Origin of the sequence: Flavobacterium sp. 102 (assembly GCF_003634615.1) — a bacterium.
GTDB lineage: Bacteria > Bacteroidota > Bacteroidia > Flavobacteriales > Flavobacteriaceae > Flavobacterium.
The window spans coordinates 3023205-3044499 of sequence record NZ_RBKX01000001.1; the positions used below are offsets into that span (position 1 = coordinate 3023205).

Below are 21295 nucleotides of genomic sequence, written 5' to 3' on the forward strand. Positions count from 1 at the left end.
ATTTTAATGTAGTTAAATTTTTTTGAGTTGAGTAATAATCATTCTTAGCCTTCTGATTAAATCATCGTAAGTAAATATATCAATTACATTTTTATATTTCCTCTTAATGATTTCAAAATCATGAAGTTGATTTTTATCCATTTTGTTATCGCGTCCCATAATTATTATTGCATTTGGATTTGTTATCCGAACTTCCAAATTATCAGGCAATTCATCTTTATATTTTTTAGTAAGCTTGTTTTCTATTTCCTTTCCAGATTTATTTAAGTAAAAAATATATTTTTCAATTTGCATTATAGTACCGGACAAATCTCTGTTAGGGATATGATTATCTCTATACGTTATATCTGAAACAATATTTTTCTCGAACGGGATTTTAATTTCAACAATATCCAGATTACCCATAAAATCTATCAAACCATAGTCTAATCTACGATTTTTATTACTGTAAATATCAAGAAAATGAATTTCTTTAAATACTGCTATGTACTTAGGAAAAAGCAAAAGTATGATTTGGATTATTTCAGATTGCCATTGGTTTTCGTTATAATTTATCTCATTATTAAGCATTGACTCTAAACGCTCGACCAAGGTTTGATATTTAATAATTTCGGATTCCTTAAAGGTCTTTCTAATTTTGCTTTCAATGAGTGGAATCTTTTTATTTAGATAATCATTGTATGCTAGCTCCTTATCATCAACATTCTCAAAGTAGTTCTTTAAAATTGAAGTAACTTTTGCTTGACGATAAAGTTTTATTTCATGAGTTGTTGGAAAGATTTTAATCAAATTAATAAAATCAGTATATGGCAAATTTTTACCAGATGTACCACCAATATACAAATCATTATTTAAGAGTAAATCAATTTGGTATAATAAAGATATTTTTGATTTGGCTACGAAAGTTGTTTCGTTTAGGTTGAGATTTTTATAAAAATAAAAATCATTTTTTAGCCCAAAAACTGACTTGTCAATCTTATAATATTCGCCAACCAGGTTTCCTATCACAAACATAAAGTCAGGTTCGTCAAATTCGTCATCAATCTTCTTATAAAATTTTGATTTATCAAGATGGAAAACTCCTGCCAAAGTAAACTGCTTATCCGTTTTTAATAACTTATCAAGCCAAACTGTTGGCTGAAAATCTGAATAATATCTAAGAATTAATCGTTTCTTGTCTTTTTCTATATTTATCACAGTGTCTTTATTAAGTTATCGATTAATACTAAACATACATTATTACCTCATCTTATCAATGCTCTCGAAATAAGGATGTTTTATAACATAGGTTTTATTTTGGTCTTCAACGGTTAAATGAAAGTCCATAAAGACTGGCTGACCTTTTATTAATTTTGTGAAATCATATATTGTATAACACTTGTATTTACTATTGAACATGTATAAGGTCGGGGCATTTATTATAAAAATCCCTTGGACCGTATAATCAGATAAGTCAAGCTTATGTATTGGACTTTCTTTTCTCAACTTAAAATGATCTTCAATCACATCAACATTCTGCGATGCCCAATTGACCTTTCTTTCTAACTGTTTTTCATACTTATCTTTGAAATTGGAATAATCCCTTTTCCAGTTGTTATAATCGAACCGAGACCGGTTGTGTTTGCATTCGCAAACATAAATTAACATATTCCAAGGGTCTAAAAACAAAATATCGATATCACCAATGTTATTACTGATGTTAATGAACTGTTTTTTATGGGTTTGGTAACTTTTGATGTCCACTTCGTAGGGAAAAGAATTCTTATCAAGCATTTTAATTATTGGTTTTTGCAGGACCTTATCATGGGTATTATCCATGTTTTCTATGAATTTCTTTAAATCCTTATTGGTTTTCCATTCTTCTGGGAATAAGCCAAACGGAAAACAATTTGTTGACAGCTGCGAAATACTTTCCTTCCATTTATTTGGCCCAATAACATGGAATGTTTTTTTGTCGATTGTGAATTCTAAAATTGGCCTGTACATGTGCCGGTTTAAATACTGATTGTTGTAAAAACACTTCTCAATATCAAGTGCATTTTCCTTAGATACTGTGAGTCCTTTATAAAAACTATCAATGAAATCATTATCTACCGTAGTATTCGCTTTAATATTGTCGATTATATCGGGTAGAATAGTAACCCCTAATTTATTAGCCGGTTTATTAATAATCTCGGCAATGAAATAACATAAATTGTCATACGTAATGTTGTACTTTTCTTCAACCAATTCCTTGAATTCATCTATGCAATCGGACAGCGCAACGTGTGAATCATGTTTTGGTAATTCCTTGAAAATATGTGAAAAGAAAAGGTCATATGGTTGATTGGTTAGGTAAGTGAGTTCCTTGTTTTCAATTGAAACCGCAATTGATTTTGGGAACAACTGGTTTCTTGCTACATATTCGCTGCTTATAAATGCCCACTCCCCAACGTACAGCATCTTCTCAAGTAGTTCGCCGTATTCGAGTAAGTTGCTTTTCATTTCCTCAAAAAAATTAGGGCAACCTTTTAAATCATATCTTGTTGACTGCTCCAAGATTATCTTTAAAATTCTTCTTGATCCGGCAAATTTCTCTTCATTAAAAGGCAGGGTATAACCCTCTAATAGTTTAATATAAATATCTATGGAATCTTCATGCAAATTATGGCAGAATAAGTAGAATGAAAACCTCTGTTCATTATCTATCAGTTGACCAAGCTTCTCACATAAAAAACTAAAACTATCTTTTAAAATTTCCCGGGCTTTTTCAGGCTCAGTAATTTTGATGGTATCCTTAAAATACTTTTCCTTTATGTACTCAGTAAGTTCAGGCCAATAAATATCTTTGTATTTATCGTCTGAAATTACAGTTCTTTTTTTATCAATTACATATCCAGGCATCAATCAAGAATTAAATATTTATCAAATATAAAATATAATTTGTTGGTTGTGAGTATAAATACAGTCTGCTAATTTGTCAGTCATAACTTCAATATTTTTTTTTGGAATGATTTTAGCATTTTTTAAGAAAACCAATTAATTATGAAAACCGAACCAATACAACTCGTTCCTGCGGATTTATCAAAATTCATAAGTGATAACAAACTTTGCGTAGTAAAGGCAGGCCTTGAAGAAACTACAGACTTTAATGCAACACTTAACAGCCAATTAAATCAATTTTTTAAGACCAGCATTTCTATTGGTTTAATAAATATTGGTAGCTTGAATTACAGCGATTCTTTTATTCAATCCTTAATTAGTGAAAAAATGATCAACATAGGGCTGGAGAGTTCTGATTCGGTGTTGCCAGGTTATTATTTGTTTAAGGAGTCGAGATTAGTTGGATATCACCCCGGAACTTTTGATATTTCAAAATTGGATCCGGAAGTTCAAAAAGCATCTTTATGGTTTGGTTTTGCTGCCGGACTACTTTCTGGGATTGCAACTAAAAGTTTTGCTTCAGCGTTGCTTACATTTTCAGCAGTGATGGATGCATCTACCGGTATGAATATTTTCAAATTTTTTAAAGAAGTCCTAGAATCAAAAGATGAATTAGACTTACGAAGAAAACAAAAGGTAGTTTTCCTTACTGAAGTAGACAAAGCTTATGCATTTTTAAAAGTATCGAAATCTGCAAGTGATGAGGATGTTAAAAAGGCCCGAAATAGAATGATTTTAGAGTTTCATCCAGACATGAGTAAGGAGGATAAAGAAATAAGAAATAAAATGACAGTCAGCATTAATGAGGCTTATGAAATAATTATAAATCATAGAAAAGCGGCAAAAAATAAGTTTAGTTTTTCTTAAATTGTTTCTTTGGGGTCTTCTATTCGCAAAAATGATCATTATTGGGAAAACACCAATGGGGAATAGGAAGTTGTATAGTTTCCAATAATTCGATTTCACCCTGAAAAACCAATTCTTTTGGTCCATAGATTAATTCAAGTTTTGCTTCCATAACAAAAAAGTCGCCAAAGATGCTGTCGCATTTACAGCATCCAAATGACATATAAGACTTATTTACTGTTTTACTATGTCGCATTTTAATTTGCGCAAGGTTTAAATTTAAGTCCTTATTGTTAGCTACATATTTTTGAGCAAGCTCGATTATTTCAGGTCTGTATTCCATATTGTTTGATTCCCATATTGCTTCGTCAGGCTCTATCTTTGCATTGCAAGCTGAATAAAAAGGCGTGTCTACAAAAAATAAATGATTTAATTCACCACATTTCCAACATGACATATCATAAAATACCAGATTGACAACTTGTGTCTTTTTTGTATTTGCTAAAGTTTTAAACTGGATGTTATCTGAAATAAAATTCTCTAGGAATGATTGTAAATCAACTTTACGACGGTCGCCCAAGTTGACAATTAAATTAGAGGCCTCGTTTTCCTGAACATAAAATACCGGAAGGTCTGGTCTTTCTTCAATTAATTTAGGAACCGGATTTTCAAAAAGCCAACATCCAATCACTCCATCACGGATATATTTTGTCTGTCTTTCAAGAGTTTTTGCAAGTGACTGCGGACTTAACTGTATCTCAAATGCAATTGGTTTGCCATTATTTGGAATATAGACATCAGCTCGCCAATCTAGGCCTCTGTATTCCTGAATTGCTTCAACACCTATATTCCGGCATGTCGCAACAATTTCCATTTGTATGTTTTCATGCTTAGTCATGTAATACTTCTTAATTAGGTTGGTCAATAGTTAAATTATAAATCCTATATATTTCCTCTACCAAAGCCGGTAATTCTATTTCCTGACTTAAAGATATATATTTAAATTCACTCACCACATAGGCCTTAAAAAGGTGCATTATTGAATTAATTTGCTCTGAATTTTGGAAGACTGTTTTGGGATAAATATCACCTACGACAGGCTGATTTAAAAATTTATCCAGGTTTTCATCAAAGTGTTCTATGTGGTTCCTAAACTTCCGGTCAGTTAATATATTATTCTGATCAATTGAAAACAGGCTTCTTAATTTCTCTCCCCTTAACTGATGGATTTTATTTTTCACAGGATTTCTATTGTCTTTGGTTGGGAAGAAATAGCGTGAAATTATCCCTGCCTGATTCACAATGTTTTCTGCTAAATCAATCAACATTAAATGATGTTCGTCATAGGCTTCCTGATTAGTCACAATGTGATTAATATCTTCCCAACTAGCAATGGCGGAGACGGTTGCAGTATTTATGCACTCAAAGTAAAAAATTCGGTAAACAGGGTAAATTTTCCAATCTTCATGGCCTTCAATTAATTCCCAGGTATGTTTATCATTCATCATGTTCTAAATTAAAAAGGTTAAATAGATGCATACAAACTTCTTAGATGCCGCAAATATCATTGAAATCGTCTATTTTCTTCTCACAAAAAGTATGTAACCTAAACCATTCCTCTCGCGACAAAATTTCTTGCTTAGATGCTTTAGAAAAAATAAGCTGCAAATCCAAATCTTCGTAGTCAAAGTAGGTGCTGTTAAATATTAGATGCGGAGCTTCCTTCATAAACTTTTCAATATCAACAGGGCTTCTTTGCTGACCTATTCCGGTTGATTCTCGAAACTTTTTACCATAGAAAATCTTGTCTACTATAAAACGGTTAAAATTATTTTTTCCTAACATAATCTCCATGTCTAGTGCTACTATTTCTTCCTGAATTAATTCTTCCAATTTTGCCTCATTAGGAAGATTTGCAGCGCTTAATATGTCTTCTACATTAACTTCTTCAGTTTTTAATGTACCATGCTTTAAAACATAACTTCTTACTAAAAGATAGAAAGCAAATCCGCGATCAAAATTTGAAAGCATTCTCTTTGCCCGTTTATTCCATTCTTCTGATTGCCCGATTTCTGCAGGGAAAGATAGGCTCTCAAAAAGTTTAGAAGGAATGTTTAAAGCAATTTTAGCAAAAGTAGATGATACCTTGTACGCCATCATAGGATCATTAATTTCAAGGTATACCGAAACCAGATGCACCGCAGCTGAATATAGCGTCAATTCGGGATGGTATAATTTGTCTTCGAATTTTTTTGAAAGTGCCTTAAACTGCGTTTCTTTGTGTGGAGACTCTAGTTTAAGAATTTCACCTAGTTGAAAAGAATATTCTGCATGTGTAGCTGTGGTTTCAAGCAACGAGGCAACACTGATAGGAACTCTACTGATTTTTTCATCCTTGTTTGATGCAAATGAGAGAAATGGAATCGGCCAATCTTCATTAATATACCCGTTGTTATCGAACCTTAAACCACTGGTAATTTGAAATTTCCAACGGTTTTGATAATCTCCTACAATATGATTGTACTTTATTGTATAATAGTCTAAATGGTAATCCCTTTTAAAATTTAATGTTAGCGCACGATGTTTGTAAAATTTATATTCATCATTTTGCAATACTGCGTCAAAAGATTCGAATATTTTGAAAATACATTTAGCACCCCATAATGTACTAACGTGATCAATGTAATGCTGGTATTCGTGTACAAATACACTGAACCGGTTTCTGTCTAATGCAGGATTAGATAAAGCTTTTTCAAATTCAGCTTTATCTGTATATTGATCTAAGTAAATATAATTACCAAGTGGATGAAAATAACCTAATGTGCCAACACTTGGGAAAATTTTCCATTTAGGAATTTTTTTGCGGAATTTTGGTTTCATATCTGGAAGGTTAAAGTAGGCTTCTTTTAAGCTGAGTTAAATCAAAGATATACAAGATTTAAGACAAAGTTTTAAAAAATGCCACTCAGAATTCTTTACTTTTTCCTTTTTTTCCAACTATTGTTACAATGTATATTCTTTCTATTCTCGTAGATTTTGCCACGAATGTAAGCACCAAGAATAATTATTGGAATAGCCATTAGAATTTCATACCAATTCATATTTTGAATTTAAAGAAGTTCAAAATATTACCTTTTAAGGTTATGAAGTATGCAATTTGGGAATATTAGTCAGTGTATTTTGGGAATAAAAAAGATGCCTCTCATCATCTTTCCCTAGTGGTATTTGGTTGATTATTCTTTACCTAAATCAAGTCTAAAGTCAAATAGTTCCTTTGGATTAACATTTAAACCTTTCGCAAATTTTAAAAGTTCTGCTAATTGATGATACTACAGATACAAAAAATGCATTTCATCATCCTATTTTTTCTTTTTTAAAAACTCATCTATAATTGAAATTCCATACTCTTTTTCAAAAGCTGTAAAAAACTGAGATAATGGTGTTTTTTCTTTTTGACAAATATTATTTATTGTAGTTAATGGAATATTGTACCCGTCAGGAGTTAAAATCTTGGTAATTGTTGAAGTAGCTAAATTACAATCTTTAGCGTATTGTCTCATCGTTACTACTTTTCCATTTGAATCTAATCTATTAATTATCCACTTTTTTGCAATAAAATTGCAGACATACTTATTGACAAGCATGTTTCTTTCAGCATCATTTTTAGATTTATTATTTTCCAATTTTCGTAAAGTATAAAGGGCAAAATAAAATTATTGGAACAAAAAAAGTGTTCGCTATCGCGAACAATAAATATTTTTTCCTACATTTGCTTATAATCCATAATTGGATTGTAATTTTGCGATTCTTCAAATACAATATTGAAGCATTCGCTTTGAATCTCGCCATTGAAAACTGGTAATTTTTGCAACGAGATGATAAGTCAGATGCTCACGCTCCTTGGGCGTGGGCTCACTTATTGTTGCACGGTATACCAGTACCTCAATGGCAATAAGCTGAGTTCCGCGCCTTTTTTATGGCTAGAACTCAACAGATTCTTTGCGCTACTCTTCACTTTATATCCTGAATAATCGTAAACTATTTTACCGAAATTAGAAAGCACGCCTCAACGCCATATGGTTCCCGCCTGCGGGAATGACAAATTAGTTTGGGTTAAGTTAGAATTAGAATTGTTGGGGCAGCTTTCTTTAAGATAAATAAACAACTAAACACATCTACGCCTATGGTATAACAAACGAAAACTAAACTTCAAACAAACCCACAAAAAAAGGCCCTCTGAATCTACTTGGCGGTGAACAGAGGACCGTTAGACAAACAAAACTAATGTTTCATTTAACTAAACCAATATTATGAATAATTTTTCATTATACAAGGACAGGTGCATTATTATTATTATTATTATTATGTGTTGTCTTTGTATTCAAATGGCTTTCCCTCTTGGAAACGACTTCAGAAGCAAGAAGCAAGAGACAAGAAGCAAGACTTTTTTTGCTGTTGAATCTGCTGAATCTACAGGAGATTGCTTCGCCAGTTCGCTATCTCTCGTGCCCTCCTTTGTCGGAATGACAAAAGAACAACACAAAATCATAGGAACGGTTACTTATGACAAAATGCCCATGGAGGGTGTTACCATTACAGTAAAAGGAAAAAATATAACTGCTTTTTCGGGTACTGACGGAAAGTATAGCATTGAAGCTGAAAGTGGCGATGTGTTGCTTTTTAGTTTTACGGGATTTAAAACTGTTGAGGTCACAGTTGACAATCGCAGTATATTGGATATTGCCATGCAAGAAGATACTACTGCCCTAAAGGAGGTAACCGTTAATGCCGGATATTACAATGTAAAAGAAAAGGAACGCACCGGGAGTATTTCTAAAATCACCTATAAAGACATTGAAAAACAGCCTGTGACTAATGTGCTTGCCACGATGCAGGGACGAATGGCAGGAGTGAACATTACTCAAAATACAGGAACTCCCGGAGGTGGTTTTGAAATTGAGATACGCGGACAGAACAGTTTGCGGGCTAATGGTAACCAACCTTTGTATATTATTGACGGAGTTCCGTATGCCTCGGATCCTATTGGTGCCGGAATTAACTCTGCAGGACTACCTTTTTTACCAAGCCCCTTGAACAGTATTAATCCTGACCAGATTGAGAGTATTGAAGTGTTGAAGGATGCCGATGCTACTTCCATTTATGGCTCGCGAGGTGCTAATGGTGTGGTGCTGATTACTACTAAAAAAGGAAAAGCAGGGAAAACAAGGTTTAGTGCCAACCTTTCGCAAGGCGTTGGCACCGTTACACGGTTTATGGATTTGCTGAATACTGAGCAATATATTGCCATGCGGCAAGAGGCTTTTGCTAATGACGGTATTACTACGATTCCGGATTATGCCTATGATGTAAATGGTACTTGGAGCCCAACCCGCTACACGGATTGGCAAAAGAAATTAATGGGAGGTACTGCCCAGATTACCAATATACAGACTTCACTATCGGGTGGGTCGGCACAAACTCAATTTTTATTGAGTGGGAATTATAATAAACAAACCACAGTGTTGCCTGGTGATTTTGAGTATAAGAAAGGGAATGTACACTTGAATGTGAATCATGAATCAGACAATAAAAAATTTAAAACGAACGTCTCTGTAGGTTATACGATTCAGGATAATGACCAAGCGCGAGGCGACCTTATGCGTGAAGCGGTAACGATTGCTCCGAATGCTCCTGCCTTGTATAACGCTGATGGCACTTTGAACTGGGAAAGCAACACTTTTAACAACCCGTTACGCAACCTTGAAGGAAAGTATCTTGCCAAAACCAATGACCTTATTGGTAATGCTACAATGATGTATCAATTGACGGATGCTTTGCAATTGAAATCGAATTTTGGTTTTACTGCGCTGACTAACACGGAAACAACTGCTAATCCATCGACACGGTATAATCCGTCTTTTGGTATTGGACCGGAATACTCGGTTCTTATAGTTGGCAGTACGGAGCGCAAATCGTGGATTGTTGAGCCGCAACTTAACTGGAGTAAAAAGATAGGTAAAGGTAAGTTGGAGGCATTGGCAGGAGGTACTTTTCAGACGCAAAAAAGCAATCAGCTGGTGCAGTATGCTTATGGCTTTTCGAGTAACAGCCTGATTTATAATTTGGCTTCGGCTGCTACTATTTTGACTTTGATAAGCGAAGCTTCGGAATATAAATACCAAGCCTTTTTTGGTCGTGTGAATTATAACCTGCAGGAGAAGTATATTGTGAATTTGACCGGACGACGAGACGGGTCGAGCCGTTTTGGACCCGGAAAGCAGTTTGCCACTTTTGGAGCAATAGGTGCTGCTTGGTTGTTCTCGAAAGAGAATTTGTTTAAAGATTCTTCTGTATTTAGTTTTGGAAAATTACGTGCCAGCTATGGGATTACGGGTAACGACCAAATAGGCGACTATCAGTATCTTAATACTTATGGGTCATCGGGTGTTAACTATGGCGGGATAGTGGGATTACAACCTATACGCTTATTTAATCCTGATTTTGGATGGGAGACGAATAAAAAGTTTGAAGTAGCCTTGGAAGCCAGTTTTTTGAAAGACCGTGTGTTTTTTACCGCAGGATGGTATGATAATCGTTCTTCAAACCAATTGACGGGGATTCCGCTACCGGGAACTACCGGGTTTACTTCTTTACAGGCGAACTTAGATGCAACAGTGCAGAACAAAGGTATTGAGTTGACCTTGCGAACTGTGAATGTACAAGGCAAGGATTTTACTTGGAGCACCAACATTAATCTTACTGTGGCAAAGAACCGGCTTTTGGCTTTCCCTGAATTGGCCAGTTCAACCTATGCCAATCAGTTTGTAATTGGCCAGCCGCTGAATATTCAAAAAGTATATCATTTTACGGGTGTAGACCCACAAACAGGATTGTACACTTTTGAAGATGTGAACGGTGATGGTATGCTAACCAGTACTGAAGATAAAACTACTATAAAAGATTTTAATCCTAAGTATTATGGAGGGTTGCAAAACTCGTTGAAATATAAGCATTGGCAACTGGATTTTCTTTTTCAGTTTGTGAAACAAATCAATTATAACTCTGCTGTTTTCTTTGGCTATCCTGGGTCACAAAGCAATCAGCCCACTACTGTGTTGAACCATTGGCAACAGCCGGGTGATACTGCCACTAATCAAATTTATACTGATGGTGCCAATAGCGCTGCCGTGGATGCATCCTATAAATTTTACGAAAGTGATGGCGCCATAAGTGATGCTTCGTATGTACGACTGAAAAATATTTCACTCTCTTATGATTTACCCTTGAAAGATTTGCAATGCAAGTTATTTTTTGAGGGACAAAATGTATTGACCCTAACGCATTATAATGGTGCCGACCCCGAGTTTAAAGCGGCTGGTTATTTGCCGCCCTTGCGTATTTTTTCTGCCGGAGTGCAGTTTAGCTTTTAACCTGAAAAACTATAATTATGAAAAACTTAAATAGAGGTACGTTATATACCTGGAATATAAAAAACACCCTTTGGAGATTGGGGTTTGGGGTGGTATGGCTTTTGTTTTTGGCTGCCATTATGAATGCCTGTGATTCTTTTGTGGATGTTGACCTGCCGAACTCACAGCTTACTGCTAACGCTGTTTTTGAAGAAAAGGCAACGGCTAATGCCGCGATGACTGATATTTATTCGAAAATTAGGGATGCGGGATTACTGACAGGTTCACCAAATGGACTGTCGCATTTATTGGGGATTTATACTGATGAATTGGATTTTTATGGGACGTTACCCAGCGGACCAGCTTTTTATAATAATTCGTTACTGGCTTCCAACGCTGATGTAAAGGATTTGTGGAATACTACTTATAATCAGATTTATGCGGCTAATGCCGTGATTGAGGGTGTAGCACATTCTGTAAATCTAGCTACTGCTGACCGCGAGCAATTGACCGGAGAAGCTCTGTTTGTGCGGGCGTTGCTTCATTTTAACCTTGCCAATGTGTATGGTAATGTGCCTTATATCACGACTACAGATTATGCTGTGAACCGTGTTGCTGTTCGTATTCCTGTTGCTACGGTATATGCCAATGCTAAAGCTGATTTGGAACAGGCAATAGTATTATTACCCGCAGGGTATTTAACTGCTGACAGAACCCGCCCTAACAAAGATGTTGCTCATGCACTGCTAGCGCGAGTAGATTTGTATGCCGGTTTGTGGAATGAAGCTTCGAATGAAGCCTCGGCGGTATTAAATAATACGGGAGTGTATGTGTATGAGGAGGACCTTGATAAAATTTTTCTAAAAGAATGCACTTCGACCATCTGGCAATTGGCACCGGGTTTTAACAGTGGCAATACATTAGAGGCAATGACTTTTAATTTTATGAGCGGACCGCCGCCACTATCTTCTTTAACCACAGATTTTATGAATATCTTTACTGCCAATGACCAACGAAAAGTGCATTGGACACAAGCGGTTACTGATGGGACTACGACATGGTATCATCCATATAAATATAAAGATTCGGGCACGGGAACTTCTACTGAATATTCTATCATTTTTAGATTAGGGGAACTTTACCTTATACGTGCCGAAGCCAGAGCGCATTCGGGGGATTTGATAGGCGCCAAAGAAGATTTGAATGTTATACGGCATACAGCAGGATTGGCAGATACTGTGGCACTTACGCAAGCTGAAATTCTAGATGCTATTTTACAAGAACGCCGATTGGAGTTGTTTACCGAATTTGGGCATCGCTTTTTTGATTTGAAACGGTTTAACAGCATACAACCTGTTTTATCTGCTGTAAAGCCGGGATGGGATGCACATGATGATTTGTTTCCGATTCCGCAAACGGAATTGAATCTTAATCCGCATTTACTGCCTCAAAATCCGGGTTACTAATGGGTACTATGATAAACAACTGCAAAATAATTTGGGTTAGTTTAATTTTGCTTTTGATGGCCTGTTCGGTAAACGGACAGGTCAAAAAAACACGGCAACTGACTGCAGAAGATTATCATTTGTGGAGTACTCTGAATGCGGAAGGAATTTCCGGTCATGGTAGCTGGGTTAGTTATTCACTATCGTATGAATCGGGTTTGGATACGCTTTTTGTAAAAAGCGCTACTACTGCCAAAATAGTAGCCTTTGCCAAAGGTTATGGCGGAAGGTTTTTTGGTGATTCGTGGTTTGGCTGTATGCTGCCTGATAATCGCTTTAGGTTAGTAAATCTTCTTAGTGATAAAGTGCAGGATGTTGAAAATGTACAGCAGTTTGATTTTATAGACCATGGTAAGTATGTGCTTCTTTATTGTGCAGGGAAAAATGGAAAGACGGATATCGTTATTCGGGACTTTGCCGGAGTTGCGGTTGCGCAAGTAGCCAATGTGAATTCTTATACGATGAATAAGAGCCATGATTTACTTGCTTATTGTATCACTGAACCTTCGGGCAATAGTTTGGGGTTGCTCCGTTTTGGAAAAAAGCTAGTCAAAACCGTGGTTACCACAAGTGCAGACAAGCAGTTTGAGAATGTTGTGTGGAAAAATGATGGAAAGGCTATCGCTTTTGTGAGCCGTAGGAATGACGCTAAAGCGTTTACTGCGGATAGTGTTTTGTATTATGTTATTGGCAGTGGTGCATTGTATAGCTATGAAACGGAGACCGCTTTAAACTGGCCAAAGGATATGGTACTAGATGCCAACTTTACTTCGTCGCTTGGCATTGCGGACGATGGAGAGCGGGTGTTCTTTATGATAAAAAAAAGAGAAGCTGTTGGAATATCCAATCCAAGTGGAATTGCCGTTTGGATTGCTGCCGACAAGGATTTGTATTCCTTTAGGAATAAGTATGGTGCTTCGGACGATGATCGAAGGCTTACTGTATGGTATCCCAAAAACGGAAATTTTATGGCTGTTGGTGACAGTGTACAACCATCGGCAGTACTCAATGGCAATCAAAAGTATGCGTTGGTTTATAATGCAAATGACAATAAACCCTCTTGGAAGCAAGAGGCTGATAGGGATTACTATTTATATGATATAAGCACTGGTAAAAAGACGTTGTTTTTAAAGCAGCAGGCTGGTTCGATAGGTACTATAAGCTTTTCGCCGGACGGAAACTATATTGCGTATTTTAGGGATCGTGATTGGTGGCTTTATTCTATTGCGAAGGGAACACATACCAATATTACCAGAAAAACCGGTATTGCCTTTTATGACGATGCTACGGGAATGGCGGAACTACCACTATATGGTGCTGCCGGTTGGTGGGGTATTGACAACGGACTGCTGCTGTATGACCAGTTTGACCTTTGGCAACTTACGACTGCTGACGGAAACCTGAAAAGAGTAACTCATGGACGGGAAAGCAATCAGGTGTTTCGCCTTGTTGTAAGTCGTTATGCGGATGGGATTACGGCAAAGCGTGATACTATTGAAGATGCTGTTTTACTTCTTAAGTCAAATACAACGGATAGCAGATTGTCGGGGTATTATAGTCTGAATCAGAATAGGAAACTGGAGCCGATTGTATTTACTGATAAGGGGATTAGTGGTCTCCATAAGTCGGCATTTTCAGATTGTTATGTGTATGTGAGTGAGGATTTTAATGCTCCGCCGTCATTGCTTGTGAAAGAGGCAAAAGCGTCACCTAAAACGGTCTATCAAAGTAATCGACAACACTATAATTACGACTGGGGAACTTCAAGACTTATTGATTATAAAAATTCTAAGGGAGTTGCTTTAAAAGGGGTATTGGTCTATCCGTTTGATTATGATCCTCAAAAGCAATACCCAATGATAGTGTACATTTATGAAAAGCAGAATTTTAGACTTCATACTTATGTTAACCCCACTTTCCTGAATGGGTCGGATATGAATGCTACCTTATTTTCGAGTCAAGGGTATTTTGTGTTGTATCCTGATAGTGTTTATGAATTGGGTAAACCGGGTTTGTCGGCTACTGATTGTGTTCTATCAGCTACTGAAGTGGCAGTTAGAATTGCGCCGATAGACCGCAGTAAAATTGGCTTAACAGGACATTCCTTTGGAGGGTATCAAACCGATTTTATCATGACGCAGACCAATGTGTTTGCAACGGCCATAGCAGGTGCTGCAATAACTGATTTGGTGAGTGGTTACTTATCTGTGAATCCCAATGAAATTAAGTTTGACTGCTGGAGGTTTGAATACCAGCAATTGCGCATGGGTAAATCGTTATTTGAGGATTTTGAAAGGTATCGGGCCAATTCACCCATAACTTATGCATCGCAGGTCTCGAAGCCGATTTTTTCGTATACAGGAATGGAGGATACACAGGTTGTGCCGAATCAGACTATGGAGTTTTACCTTGCCTTAAGAAGATTGAATAAAACGCACATTATGGTACTTTATCCGGGAGATGATCATGTAATTGAAAAAGAGGAAAATCAGATTGATTTAACGAATCGAAAGAGGGAGTGGTTTGACTATTATCTTAAGGATGGGAAACGACCTGAGTGGTTTTCTCCACAATAATATAGAGCAATGCAGTTCTGACTTAGCGGAACTGCATTGCTTTTTTAAACTACCCTAAGGTCTGTAAAGCTTAACATCACACGTTGGAGCATTTGGTGTTACTTTACCCCATAGCTGGGAGGAACCCGATGTACAAAGGTTTACCGATACCACGTTACTACACATAGCATCGATGTGACACGGGTCTGCCTGAGAAATAAATTTATATCCCTGAACAGGAACTAATGCTTTTGTGCTACTCATTGAAGTAGTTGTAAAAGCGGTTGCGATGCCCAATACCATTACCGCCAATGGCATCATGAGCTTTTTGAAAAAATTTGTTTTCATAATACTAAATATTAAAAATTATTATGATCTACTCTTTTTTACAGGTTTTCGATCTTATCCCTGATACCGGCCGGTAAGTTTTTAATCCACATTTAATTTTGATACATGGCTTGCTGCCTTATTTTGGTTGATATAGTCTTGTAATTTGTAGCACACTATCTTGTCACCAATTAAGGCATAGCATAAATTTCCTTCTACCACTATGTTGCGCAACTTTGTTGTGCCGATATTGTAGATTGGAAAACTGGAGCGATAGGTTTTATTGGTCAAATCGTAAACATCAATGATAGCTGCCGTTTTCCAAATGTTTTCGGATTCGTATTGACCCGGTAATTGTGAATTCACATAAAGGTAATTTCCGGAAACAGCACTTGTTTTATTTACTACCAGTGGCGGTTCGGCAAATGTTTTTAAATTGGTATTTTTAATCTTGGTTAGTTTAATGTGTGCATGACTGACAGTATCAATTGTTTTACCCCGATAGTCTAGTTTTAATTGTGGGTCTGCCACTATATATTCATTTCGATAGGTGTAAACATAAACGATACGATTTAAAGCATTATTAAACAGCAACACACCATCAGTGTCGAAAATGCCATCGAATTGTTTTTGCAATAATGAATTGCCATATTTTGATTTAGTATTGTCTGTCAAGTTTAGGTTTCCGATGATATTCTCGCCTCCTTTTGGCGAAATGTAACGCACAGCCATATTGATTGAATCCATAGGTATCAAGTGAGAAAAGATATTCCCTTTTTTAATTTTTAATTCAGCTACCCAATCTTTAGTATCTCCTTTAAAGATGTAAGGAACTGTGCCTTCAAAAACATAAAAATTAGTGCCGAGTATTTTGATTTGTGGACCGTTAAAAGGCAAATTATTTTCGGTAAGTTTAATGTGGAAAACCTTTTTTGTTTGAAGTGCTGAATCTAATACCATTACTTGTAATGGTGCGGTATAATTGCCAAGGTAGATTTTACCATTTCCACTTCCTGCAAAGTAGTAGGAGTTATAGCGTAAGTCTGCCTGATGGATTTCTTGGGCTGCGTGTTGTGGGAATCGGCGGGTAAATTTATTGTTATAATGAATTATCTTTTCGGAAGCACTATAGAGTACCACTACTGCAGAAGTTCCTAAAATGCTGCTAACTAAAAGTAATGTAAGTTTGATTTGCTTTTTCATGATTTTAGAGATTTGTTACGCGTACTTTTTCGATTGGCATTATTATAATGGCTATTGCTGCCAATGTTGTGAATATTATATTAAAGATAAGGTGTTGGCTCCAAGACATCTTTTGTAGAATACCTCCACATGAGCAAGGAACAAATGCACTATAATTGAGTATAATGTAGATGTAGGATGTAAACATTATCATCAGGGTAAAAGCTGCAAAAAGTCCAAGCAATCTGAACCTAGGTATCATTATCATTAGGGCTATTATGAATTCTGATATTGGTACAATGACTGAAACCCAAACTGCAAAGGGACTTAAGAGCGGAGATTGTCCTAATTGCATTTTAAAAGTTTGAAAATCCAGCAATTTGCTAGTCGCCGCATAACAAAATAATACTGCGTAAAGACAACATATACTATTTACCGTGTAGTTTTGGATTGTTGTTGAAAGTTTCATTGCAATTAGATTTACTTGTTTTGGCTATGTAAAATTCTATAAATGAAATCTTTAAACTATTTCAATTTGGGAATATTTGCAGGTAAAAAACGGAATAAAGTTACAAGTCACTATTCTCGCGCTTGAGTTCGCTTGGAGGGTAATGGAATTTCTTTTTGAAAGCTTTGTAGAAGTTGACATAATTATAAAAACCACTTATTAAAGCTATTTCTTTTAGAGGAATGGTGGTTTTTTCTATTAATGTATGGGACTTTTTGAGTCTTTCATCATTATAGAATTGGTAGACGCTAGTTTTTACTATTCTGCGGAAGTTCTCTTTTAAAGTGAACTCGTTTGTTCCGAACATTTTGGATAGTTTTTTTGTAGAGGGTAGCGGTTCTTCTAAATGATTTTGAATGTAGTCAAGGACTTTTTGAACCATGAGGACTGTTGTATCATTTGATGTACCTAAATCAATTTTGCTATTCTTGTAAGGACTCGAATATTCGATTTCCTGCAATTTTTCGGCTACTTGGTTGAGCAGGTTTGCCAGTTCATCAAATTGCGCATCATGACCCTCTATTACCATTCGATAGGTAAGATTGCCATTAGCGATTTCTAACAGCATGCGGTATATGGATTTTATCCGTTGTTGGTTTTGTTGGTTGTCCATCGGTATATATAAGTGTAGAAGTATCGAGAAGGAATGTGGTAAGTGAGTACAAAACTATATAAAAGCAATTCCCGAATCAAGAAGTATAGTGTGTGATTCGGGAATTAAACACCTTAATTTTGGTGGTGTTTTATAAAAAAAAGCATTGTAGTTTAGTTGCAATGCCTTAAATTATCATTATTGAACTATTAAGAGCTTTTAGCTAAAAGTTGGCTTGTGAATTTTTGTTTTAGGATAGCCATATCATCACTCACTTTTCTGTCAACTACCTTTGCATAGTGCTGCGTGGTTCTAATATTAGTATGCCCGAGCATTTTGCTTACGCTTTCAATAGGTACGCCATTTGTAAGTGTTATAGAGGTAGCAAATGAATGTCTGGCAAGATGAAAGGTTAATTCGGTTTTTATGCCACAGACATCTCCAATTTCTTTCAGATAACTGTTCATTTTTTGATTACTTAAAACAGGTAACAAATGTTCTTCATTTAAGCATTTTGGATGTGAAGCATATTTCGTCAATATTAGTTCTGCAATAGGGAGCAATGGAATTTTTGAACTAGTATCTGTTTTTTGTCTGTTTTTAAAAATCCATTTGTTGCCGTCAATTCCAATTCCGATATGCTCATAAGTCAATTGTTTTACATCAATGTAAGCAAGACCTGTAAAACAGCAAAAGACGAATATATCTCTTACCAGAATTAATCTCTCACTAGAGAACTTCTTATTATAAATAATTTCGATTTCATTTTCAGTTAAGAAGTCTCGATCAATTTCTTTAATTTTTCCTTTGTACTTAGTAAATGGATTTTCATTAATCCAGCCGTTGTCGATGCAAATCTGAATTATTTTTTTAAAATTCTTAATGTATTTTACGGTTGTATTATTACTGCATTTTCGTTCGGTTCTGAGATAAAAATCGTAATCAGTTATAAAGGCTAAATCAATATCCTTGATATTAATATCAGTAATATTAAATTTCCACTTCATAAACTCGATAGTATGACTAAGAGATGTTTTATAGCGCTCTAATGTTCCCGGAGAATATTCGCCAGTTGCCACTAACGCTTCTATTTGATTGTTGTGGTTTTGAAAGATTGGAACAAGTTTTCTTTGTTTTTCTGATTTGCCGGTCAGCACATTATTAAAAATTTCGGCGGTAATGTCTTTATCAACTGCAATTAATTTTTTTTCAATGTTAGAATTTTTTGCAATTAGTGAATCAAGGTGGCTATTTATTGTTCTAGCTTCTTCTGAAGTGCCCTTCATTCTTCCAGCTTCTGTCGACCATTTGGTAGGATCAATAAACTTTCCAGTGCTCTTATCTAGGCGCTTTCCGTTGATTGTTGTTCTGTGATAAATAGGGACTAGTCCGTGTACGTTGGCTTTCGCTCTTTTTAGATAAAAAAGATTTGTGATTTTTGCATCCATTTTGGTGACCTTTTAAATATTAATAATTTAGTTAAAAAGTCAAATCGGCACAAGATGTTCATTTTCTGAACTAGCTGTAAATACTGGTATTAGCGGTCAAATAGGGGCACAATTTATAATAATGAAGATGTGCCCCGAATTATGCCCCTTTAGTATTGCGAATTAATGAATGTTTTGATATGGGATTAAAACAAAAAACCCCTAAAATCATAAGATTTATGGGGTTTTGAAGTACTTTAAAAAGTATTTTGCGGAGAAAGAGGGATTCGAACCCCCGGACCTGTTACAGTCAACAGTTTTCAAGACTGCCGCAATCGACCACTCTGCCATTTCTCCAATAAGTCGGGCATTAATTTCTCAATGCGGTTGCAAATATAGCAACCTTTTTCATTTTGCAAAAAGATTTAGGGTAAAAAATTAACTTATTTTTTTACCAAAAAGCTATTTCATTAATGCTGTGCCATTTAACGAATGTTATCTTGTAAGTTAAACGCTTTTTATAGTTTATTGATATAATTACTATACAAATCTTTGAACTGATATCCTACTGCCACTCTATCCTTGCTCAATTTGTCATACTCAACTAAACCCCACAACAAAAATTCCTTCAGGAAATAGCGATCTTCCGATAAACAATTGGGTTGGTATTTCTGAACTAAATCGGATAATGGAGTGATAGCATCTAATTGTTTTTGATACTCATTGTCTGTGGCGTCATCGAGCAATTCGAAACCTGTTTCGGTAAAAAACCATTCGAGTACTTTGGCGTACGGACTGGCATCGGCATCGCGTTCCAGTTTCTCAATTTTGGGAAAGTAAGCCGGAAAAAAGGTTTTAATGGCATCGCCTATTAAATGTTGGACCACCGTGGCAGCGCCTTCTTGTTCGCCTTCATAAACCAATTCTACTTTACCGGTAATCGCCGGAATAATACCCATAAAATCAGACAAACGCACCATCGTAGTGTCGGCTCCTGCTAGTAGTGCCCTACGCTCGGCTGTGCTAACTAGGTTTTCAAAAGCGGTAATGCTCATTCGGGCACTGACCCCACTTTTGGAATCAATATACTCACTCTCTCGGGCTTCAAAACTTATCTGCTCCAACAAGTCTTTGGCTAACGAAGGAACATAAACCGTATTGGCTTGTTGTTCATCTAGCTTAGCCTCTTGATCTGTAATGGTTCGGGCTATGGCTATCGTTTCGGGGTAATGTGTCAATATTTGGGAACCTATACGATCTTTTAACGGGGTAACAATACTACCTCTATTGGTGTAATCTTCCGGGTTGGCGGTGAATACAAATTGCATGTCTAACGGCAAGCGGAGTTTAAAACCTCTTATTTGAATATCCCCTTCTTGTAAGATATTGAACAAGGCGACTTGAATGCGTGCCTGCAAATCGGGTAATTCATTGATCACAAAGATACAGCGGTTGGCTCGGGGAATCATCCCAAAATGGATGACGCGATCATCGGCATAGGAAAGTTTTAAATTGGCGGCCTTTATCGGGTCAATATCGCCTATCAAATCGGCTACGGTAACATCGGGCGTAGCTAACTTTTCGAAGAAACGTTCGCTGCGGTGAACCCAATTCACTGGTGTGGCATCACCTTGTTCGGCTATTAGGTCTTGGGCAAAACGCGACAACGGTTGCAAAGGATCATCATTAATCTCAGAACCCGCCACTACCGGAATATACTCGTCTAATAATTCAATCATTTTGCGTGCCAAGCGTGTTTTGGCCTGACCGCGAAGTCCCAATAAATTAATGTTGTGGCGTGATAAAATGGCCCGCTCCAACTCGGGGATAACGGTGTTTTCAAATCCGTGTACCCCTTCAAAAACCGGTTGCCCCGATTTTATTTTGTTACGCAAATTATCCCGCAACTCGTCTTTAATGCTTTTGGATTTATACCCTGCTTTTTTTAATTCGCCTAGTGTTTTTATGTTGTCTGTTTTCATTTTAAGTGTATGTTGTCTGTTATCGGTTGTCGGTTGACGG

The 21295-nt window shown here is 36.3% G+C and carries 16 protein-coding genes and 1 tRNA gene; 4 read left to right on the plus strand and 13 right to left on the minus strand.

What is annotated here, in order from left to right; genetic code table 11:
- Positions 1 to 12: 12 nt before the first annotated feature.
- Positions 13 to 1197 (minus strand): Shedu immune nuclease family protein, encoded by a 1185-nt coding sequence (locus C8C84_RS13360; RefSeq protein WP_121314121.1) that lies wholly within the window; start codon positions 1195 to 1197, stop codon positions 13 to 15.
- 42 nt (positions 1198 to 1239) lie between these two features.
- A complete protein-coding gene (locus C8C84_RS13365; protein ID WP_121314122.1) occupies positions 1240 to 2883 on the minus strand; it encodes a hypothetical protein in 1644 nt (547 codons plus the stop codon).
- A 141-nt stretch (positions 2884 to 3024) separates the two neighbouring features.
- On the opposite strand from C8C84_RS13365, the gene C8C84_RS13370 reads away from it, so the two are divergent.
- A complete protein-coding gene (locus tag C8C84_RS13370; RefSeq protein ID WP_121314123.1) occupies positions 3025 to 3789 on the plus strand; it encodes a J domain-containing protein in 765 nt (254 codons plus the stop codon).
- 19 nt (positions 3790 to 3808) lie between these two features.
- Here the strand turns inward: C8C84_RS13370 and C8C84_RS13375 are convergent, their stop codons facing one another.
- From C8C84_RS13375 to C8C84_RS13390, 4 genes are all read right to left on the minus strand, one after another.
- Entirely contained in the window at positions 3809 to 4666 is an 858-nt protein-coding gene (locus C8C84_RS13375; RefSeq protein ID WP_121314124.1) for a hypothetical protein, read from the minus strand.
- Positions 4667 to 4676: 10 nt separating this feature from the next.
- A complete protein-coding gene (locus tag C8C84_RS13380) occupies positions 4677 to 5276 on the minus strand; it encodes a hypothetical protein (RefSeq protein ID WP_121314125.1) in 600 nt (199 codons plus the stop codon).
- Between the two features lie 40 nt (positions 5277 to 5316).
- Positions 5317 to 6648 (minus strand): hypothetical protein, encoded by a 1332-nt coding sequence (locus C8C84_RS13385; RefSeq protein ID WP_121314126.1) that lies wholly within the window; start codon positions 6646 to 6648, stop codon positions 5317 to 5319.
- Between the two features lie 479 nt (positions 6649 to 7127).
- Positions 7128 to 7451 carry a hypothetical protein gene (locus C8C84_RS13390; RefSeq protein ID WP_121314127.1) on the minus strand — a complete coding sequence of 108 codons (324 nt, stop codon included), beginning with the start codon at positions 7449 to 7451 and terminating at the stop codon, positions 7128 to 7130.
- A gap of 627 nt (positions 7452 to 8078) precedes the next feature.
- Here C8C84_RS13390 and C8C84_RS13395 point away from each other — a divergent pair.
- Genes C8C84_RS13395 through C8C84_RS13405 form a run of 3 tightly spaced genes read left to right on the plus strand, consistent with a single transcriptional unit; the run spans position 8079 to position 15258 of the window.
- Entirely contained in the window at positions 8079 to 11198 is a 3120-nt protein-coding gene (locus C8C84_RS13395; protein ID WP_233549808.1) for a SusC/RagA family TonB-linked outer membrane protein, read from the plus strand.
- Positions 11199 to 11215: 17 nt separating this feature from the next.
- Entirely contained in the window at positions 11216 to 12643 is a 1428-nt protein-coding gene (locus tag C8C84_RS13400; RefSeq protein ID WP_121314128.1) for a RagB/SusD family nutrient uptake outer membrane protein, read from the plus strand.
- Positions 12643 to 15258, plus strand: a complete 2616-nt coding sequence (locus tag C8C84_RS13405) for a S9 family peptidase (RefSeq protein WP_121314129.1) — start codon at positions 12643 to 12645, stop codon at positions 15256 to 15258. Before C8C84_RS13400 ends, C8C84_RS13405 begins: the two co-directional genes overlap by 1 nt.
- 54 nt (positions 15259 to 15312) lie before the next feature.
- Here the strand turns inward: C8C84_RS13405 and C8C84_RS13410 are convergent, their stop codons facing one another.
- The 7 genes from C8C84_RS13410 to C8C84_RS13440 form a co-directional block, all read right to left on the minus strand.
- On the minus strand, positions 15313 to 15585 hold the full coding sequence (locus C8C84_RS13410; protein WP_121314130.1) for a DUF6520 family protein: 273 nt from the start codon (positions 15583 to 15585) through the stop codon (positions 15313 to 15315).
- A gap of 81 nt (positions 15586 to 15666) precedes the next feature.
- Entirely contained in the window at positions 15667 to 16767 is a 1101-nt protein-coding gene (locus C8C84_RS13415; protein WP_121314131.1) for a hypothetical protein, read from the minus strand.
- Positions 16768 to 16771: 4 nt separating this feature from the next.
- Complete coding sequence (locus C8C84_RS13420) at positions 16772 to 17215, minus strand: MauE/DoxX family redox-associated membrane protein (RefSeq protein ID WP_121314132.1); 444 nt, start codon at positions 17213 to 17215, stop codon at positions 16772 to 16774.
- Between the two features lie 100 nt (positions 17216 to 17315).
- Positions 17316 to 17822, minus strand: coding sequence for a helix-turn-helix domain-containing protein (locus C8C84_RS13425; protein ID WP_158592576.1), 507 nt, complete (start codon positions 17820 to 17822; stop codon positions 17316 to 17318).
- Positions 17823 to 18055: 233 nt separating this feature from the next.
- Complete coding sequence (locus C8C84_RS13430; protein WP_121314134.1) at positions 18056 to 19294, minus strand: site-specific integrase; 1239 nt, start codon at positions 19292 to 19294, stop codon at positions 18056 to 18058.
- A 251-nt stretch (positions 19295 to 19545) separates the two neighbouring features.
- Positions 19546 to 19630: transfer RNA gene (locus C8C84_RS13435), tRNA-Ser, on the minus strand.
- A 161-nt stretch (positions 19631 to 19791) separates the two neighbouring features.
- On the minus strand, positions 19792 to 21255 hold the full coding sequence (locus C8C84_RS13440; RefSeq protein WP_121315073.1) for an AAA family ATPase: 1464 nt from the start codon (positions 21253 to 21255) through the stop codon (positions 19792 to 19794).
- Positions 21256 to 21295: the final 40 nt, after the last annotated feature.

Excerpts from the sequence above, each read along its gene's own strand:
- C8C84_RS13365 (WP_121314122.1), bottom strand. The coding sequence starts at position 2,883 with ATGCCTGGATATGTAATTGATAAAAAAAGAACTGTAATTTCAGACGAT.
- C8C84_RS13425 (WP_158592576.1), bottom strand. The coding sequence starts at position 17,822 with ATGCTGTTAGAAATCGCTAATGGCAATCTTACCTATCGAATGGTAATA.
- C8C84_RS13410 (WP_121314130.1), bottom strand. The coding sequence starts at position 15,585 with ATGAAAACAAATTTTTTCAAAAAGCTCATGATGCCATTGGCGGTAATG.
- C8C84_RS13420 (WP_121314132.1), bottom strand. The coding sequence starts at position 17,215 with ATGAAACTTTCAACAACAATCCAAAACTACACGGTAAATAGTATATGT.
- C8C84_RS13375 (WP_121314124.1), bottom strand. The coding sequence starts at position 4,666 with ATGACTAAGCATGAAAACATACAAATGGAAATTGTTGCGACATGCCGG.
- C8C84_RS13395 (WP_233549808.1), top strand. The coding sequence starts at position 8,079 with ATGAATAATTTTTCATTATACAAGGACAGGTGCATTATTATTATTATT.
- C8C84_RS13440 (WP_121315073.1), bottom strand. The coding sequence starts at position 21,255 with ATGAAAACAGACAACATAAAAACACTAGGCGAATTAAAAAAAGCAGGG.
- C8C84_RS13385 (WP_121314126.1), bottom strand. The coding sequence starts at position 6,648 with ATGAAACCAAAATTCCGCAAAAAAATTCCTAAATGGAAAATTTTCCCA.
- C8C84_RS13430 (WP_121314134.1), bottom strand. The coding sequence starts at position 19,294 with ATGGATGCAAAAATCACAAATCTTTTTTATCTAAAAAGAGCGAAAGCC.
- C8C84_RS13370 (WP_121314123.1), top strand. The coding sequence starts at position 3,025 with ATGAAAACCGAACCAATACAACTCGTTCCTGCGGATTTATCAAAATTC.
- C8C84_RS13380 (WP_121314125.1), bottom strand. The coding sequence starts at position 5,276 with ATGATGAATGATAAACATACCTGGGAATTAATTGAAGGCCATGAAGAT.
- C8C84_RS13415 (WP_121314131.1), bottom strand. The coding sequence starts at position 16,767 with ATGAAAAAGCAAATCAAACTTACATTACTTTTAGTTAGCAGCATTTTA.
- C8C84_RS13405 (WP_121314129.1), top strand. The coding sequence starts at position 12,643 with ATGGGTACTATGATAAACAACTGCAAAATAATTTGGGTTAGTTTAATT.
- C8C84_RS13400 (WP_121314128.1), top strand. The coding sequence starts at position 11,216 with ATGAAAAACTTAAATAGAGGTACGTTATATACCTGGAATATAAAAAAC.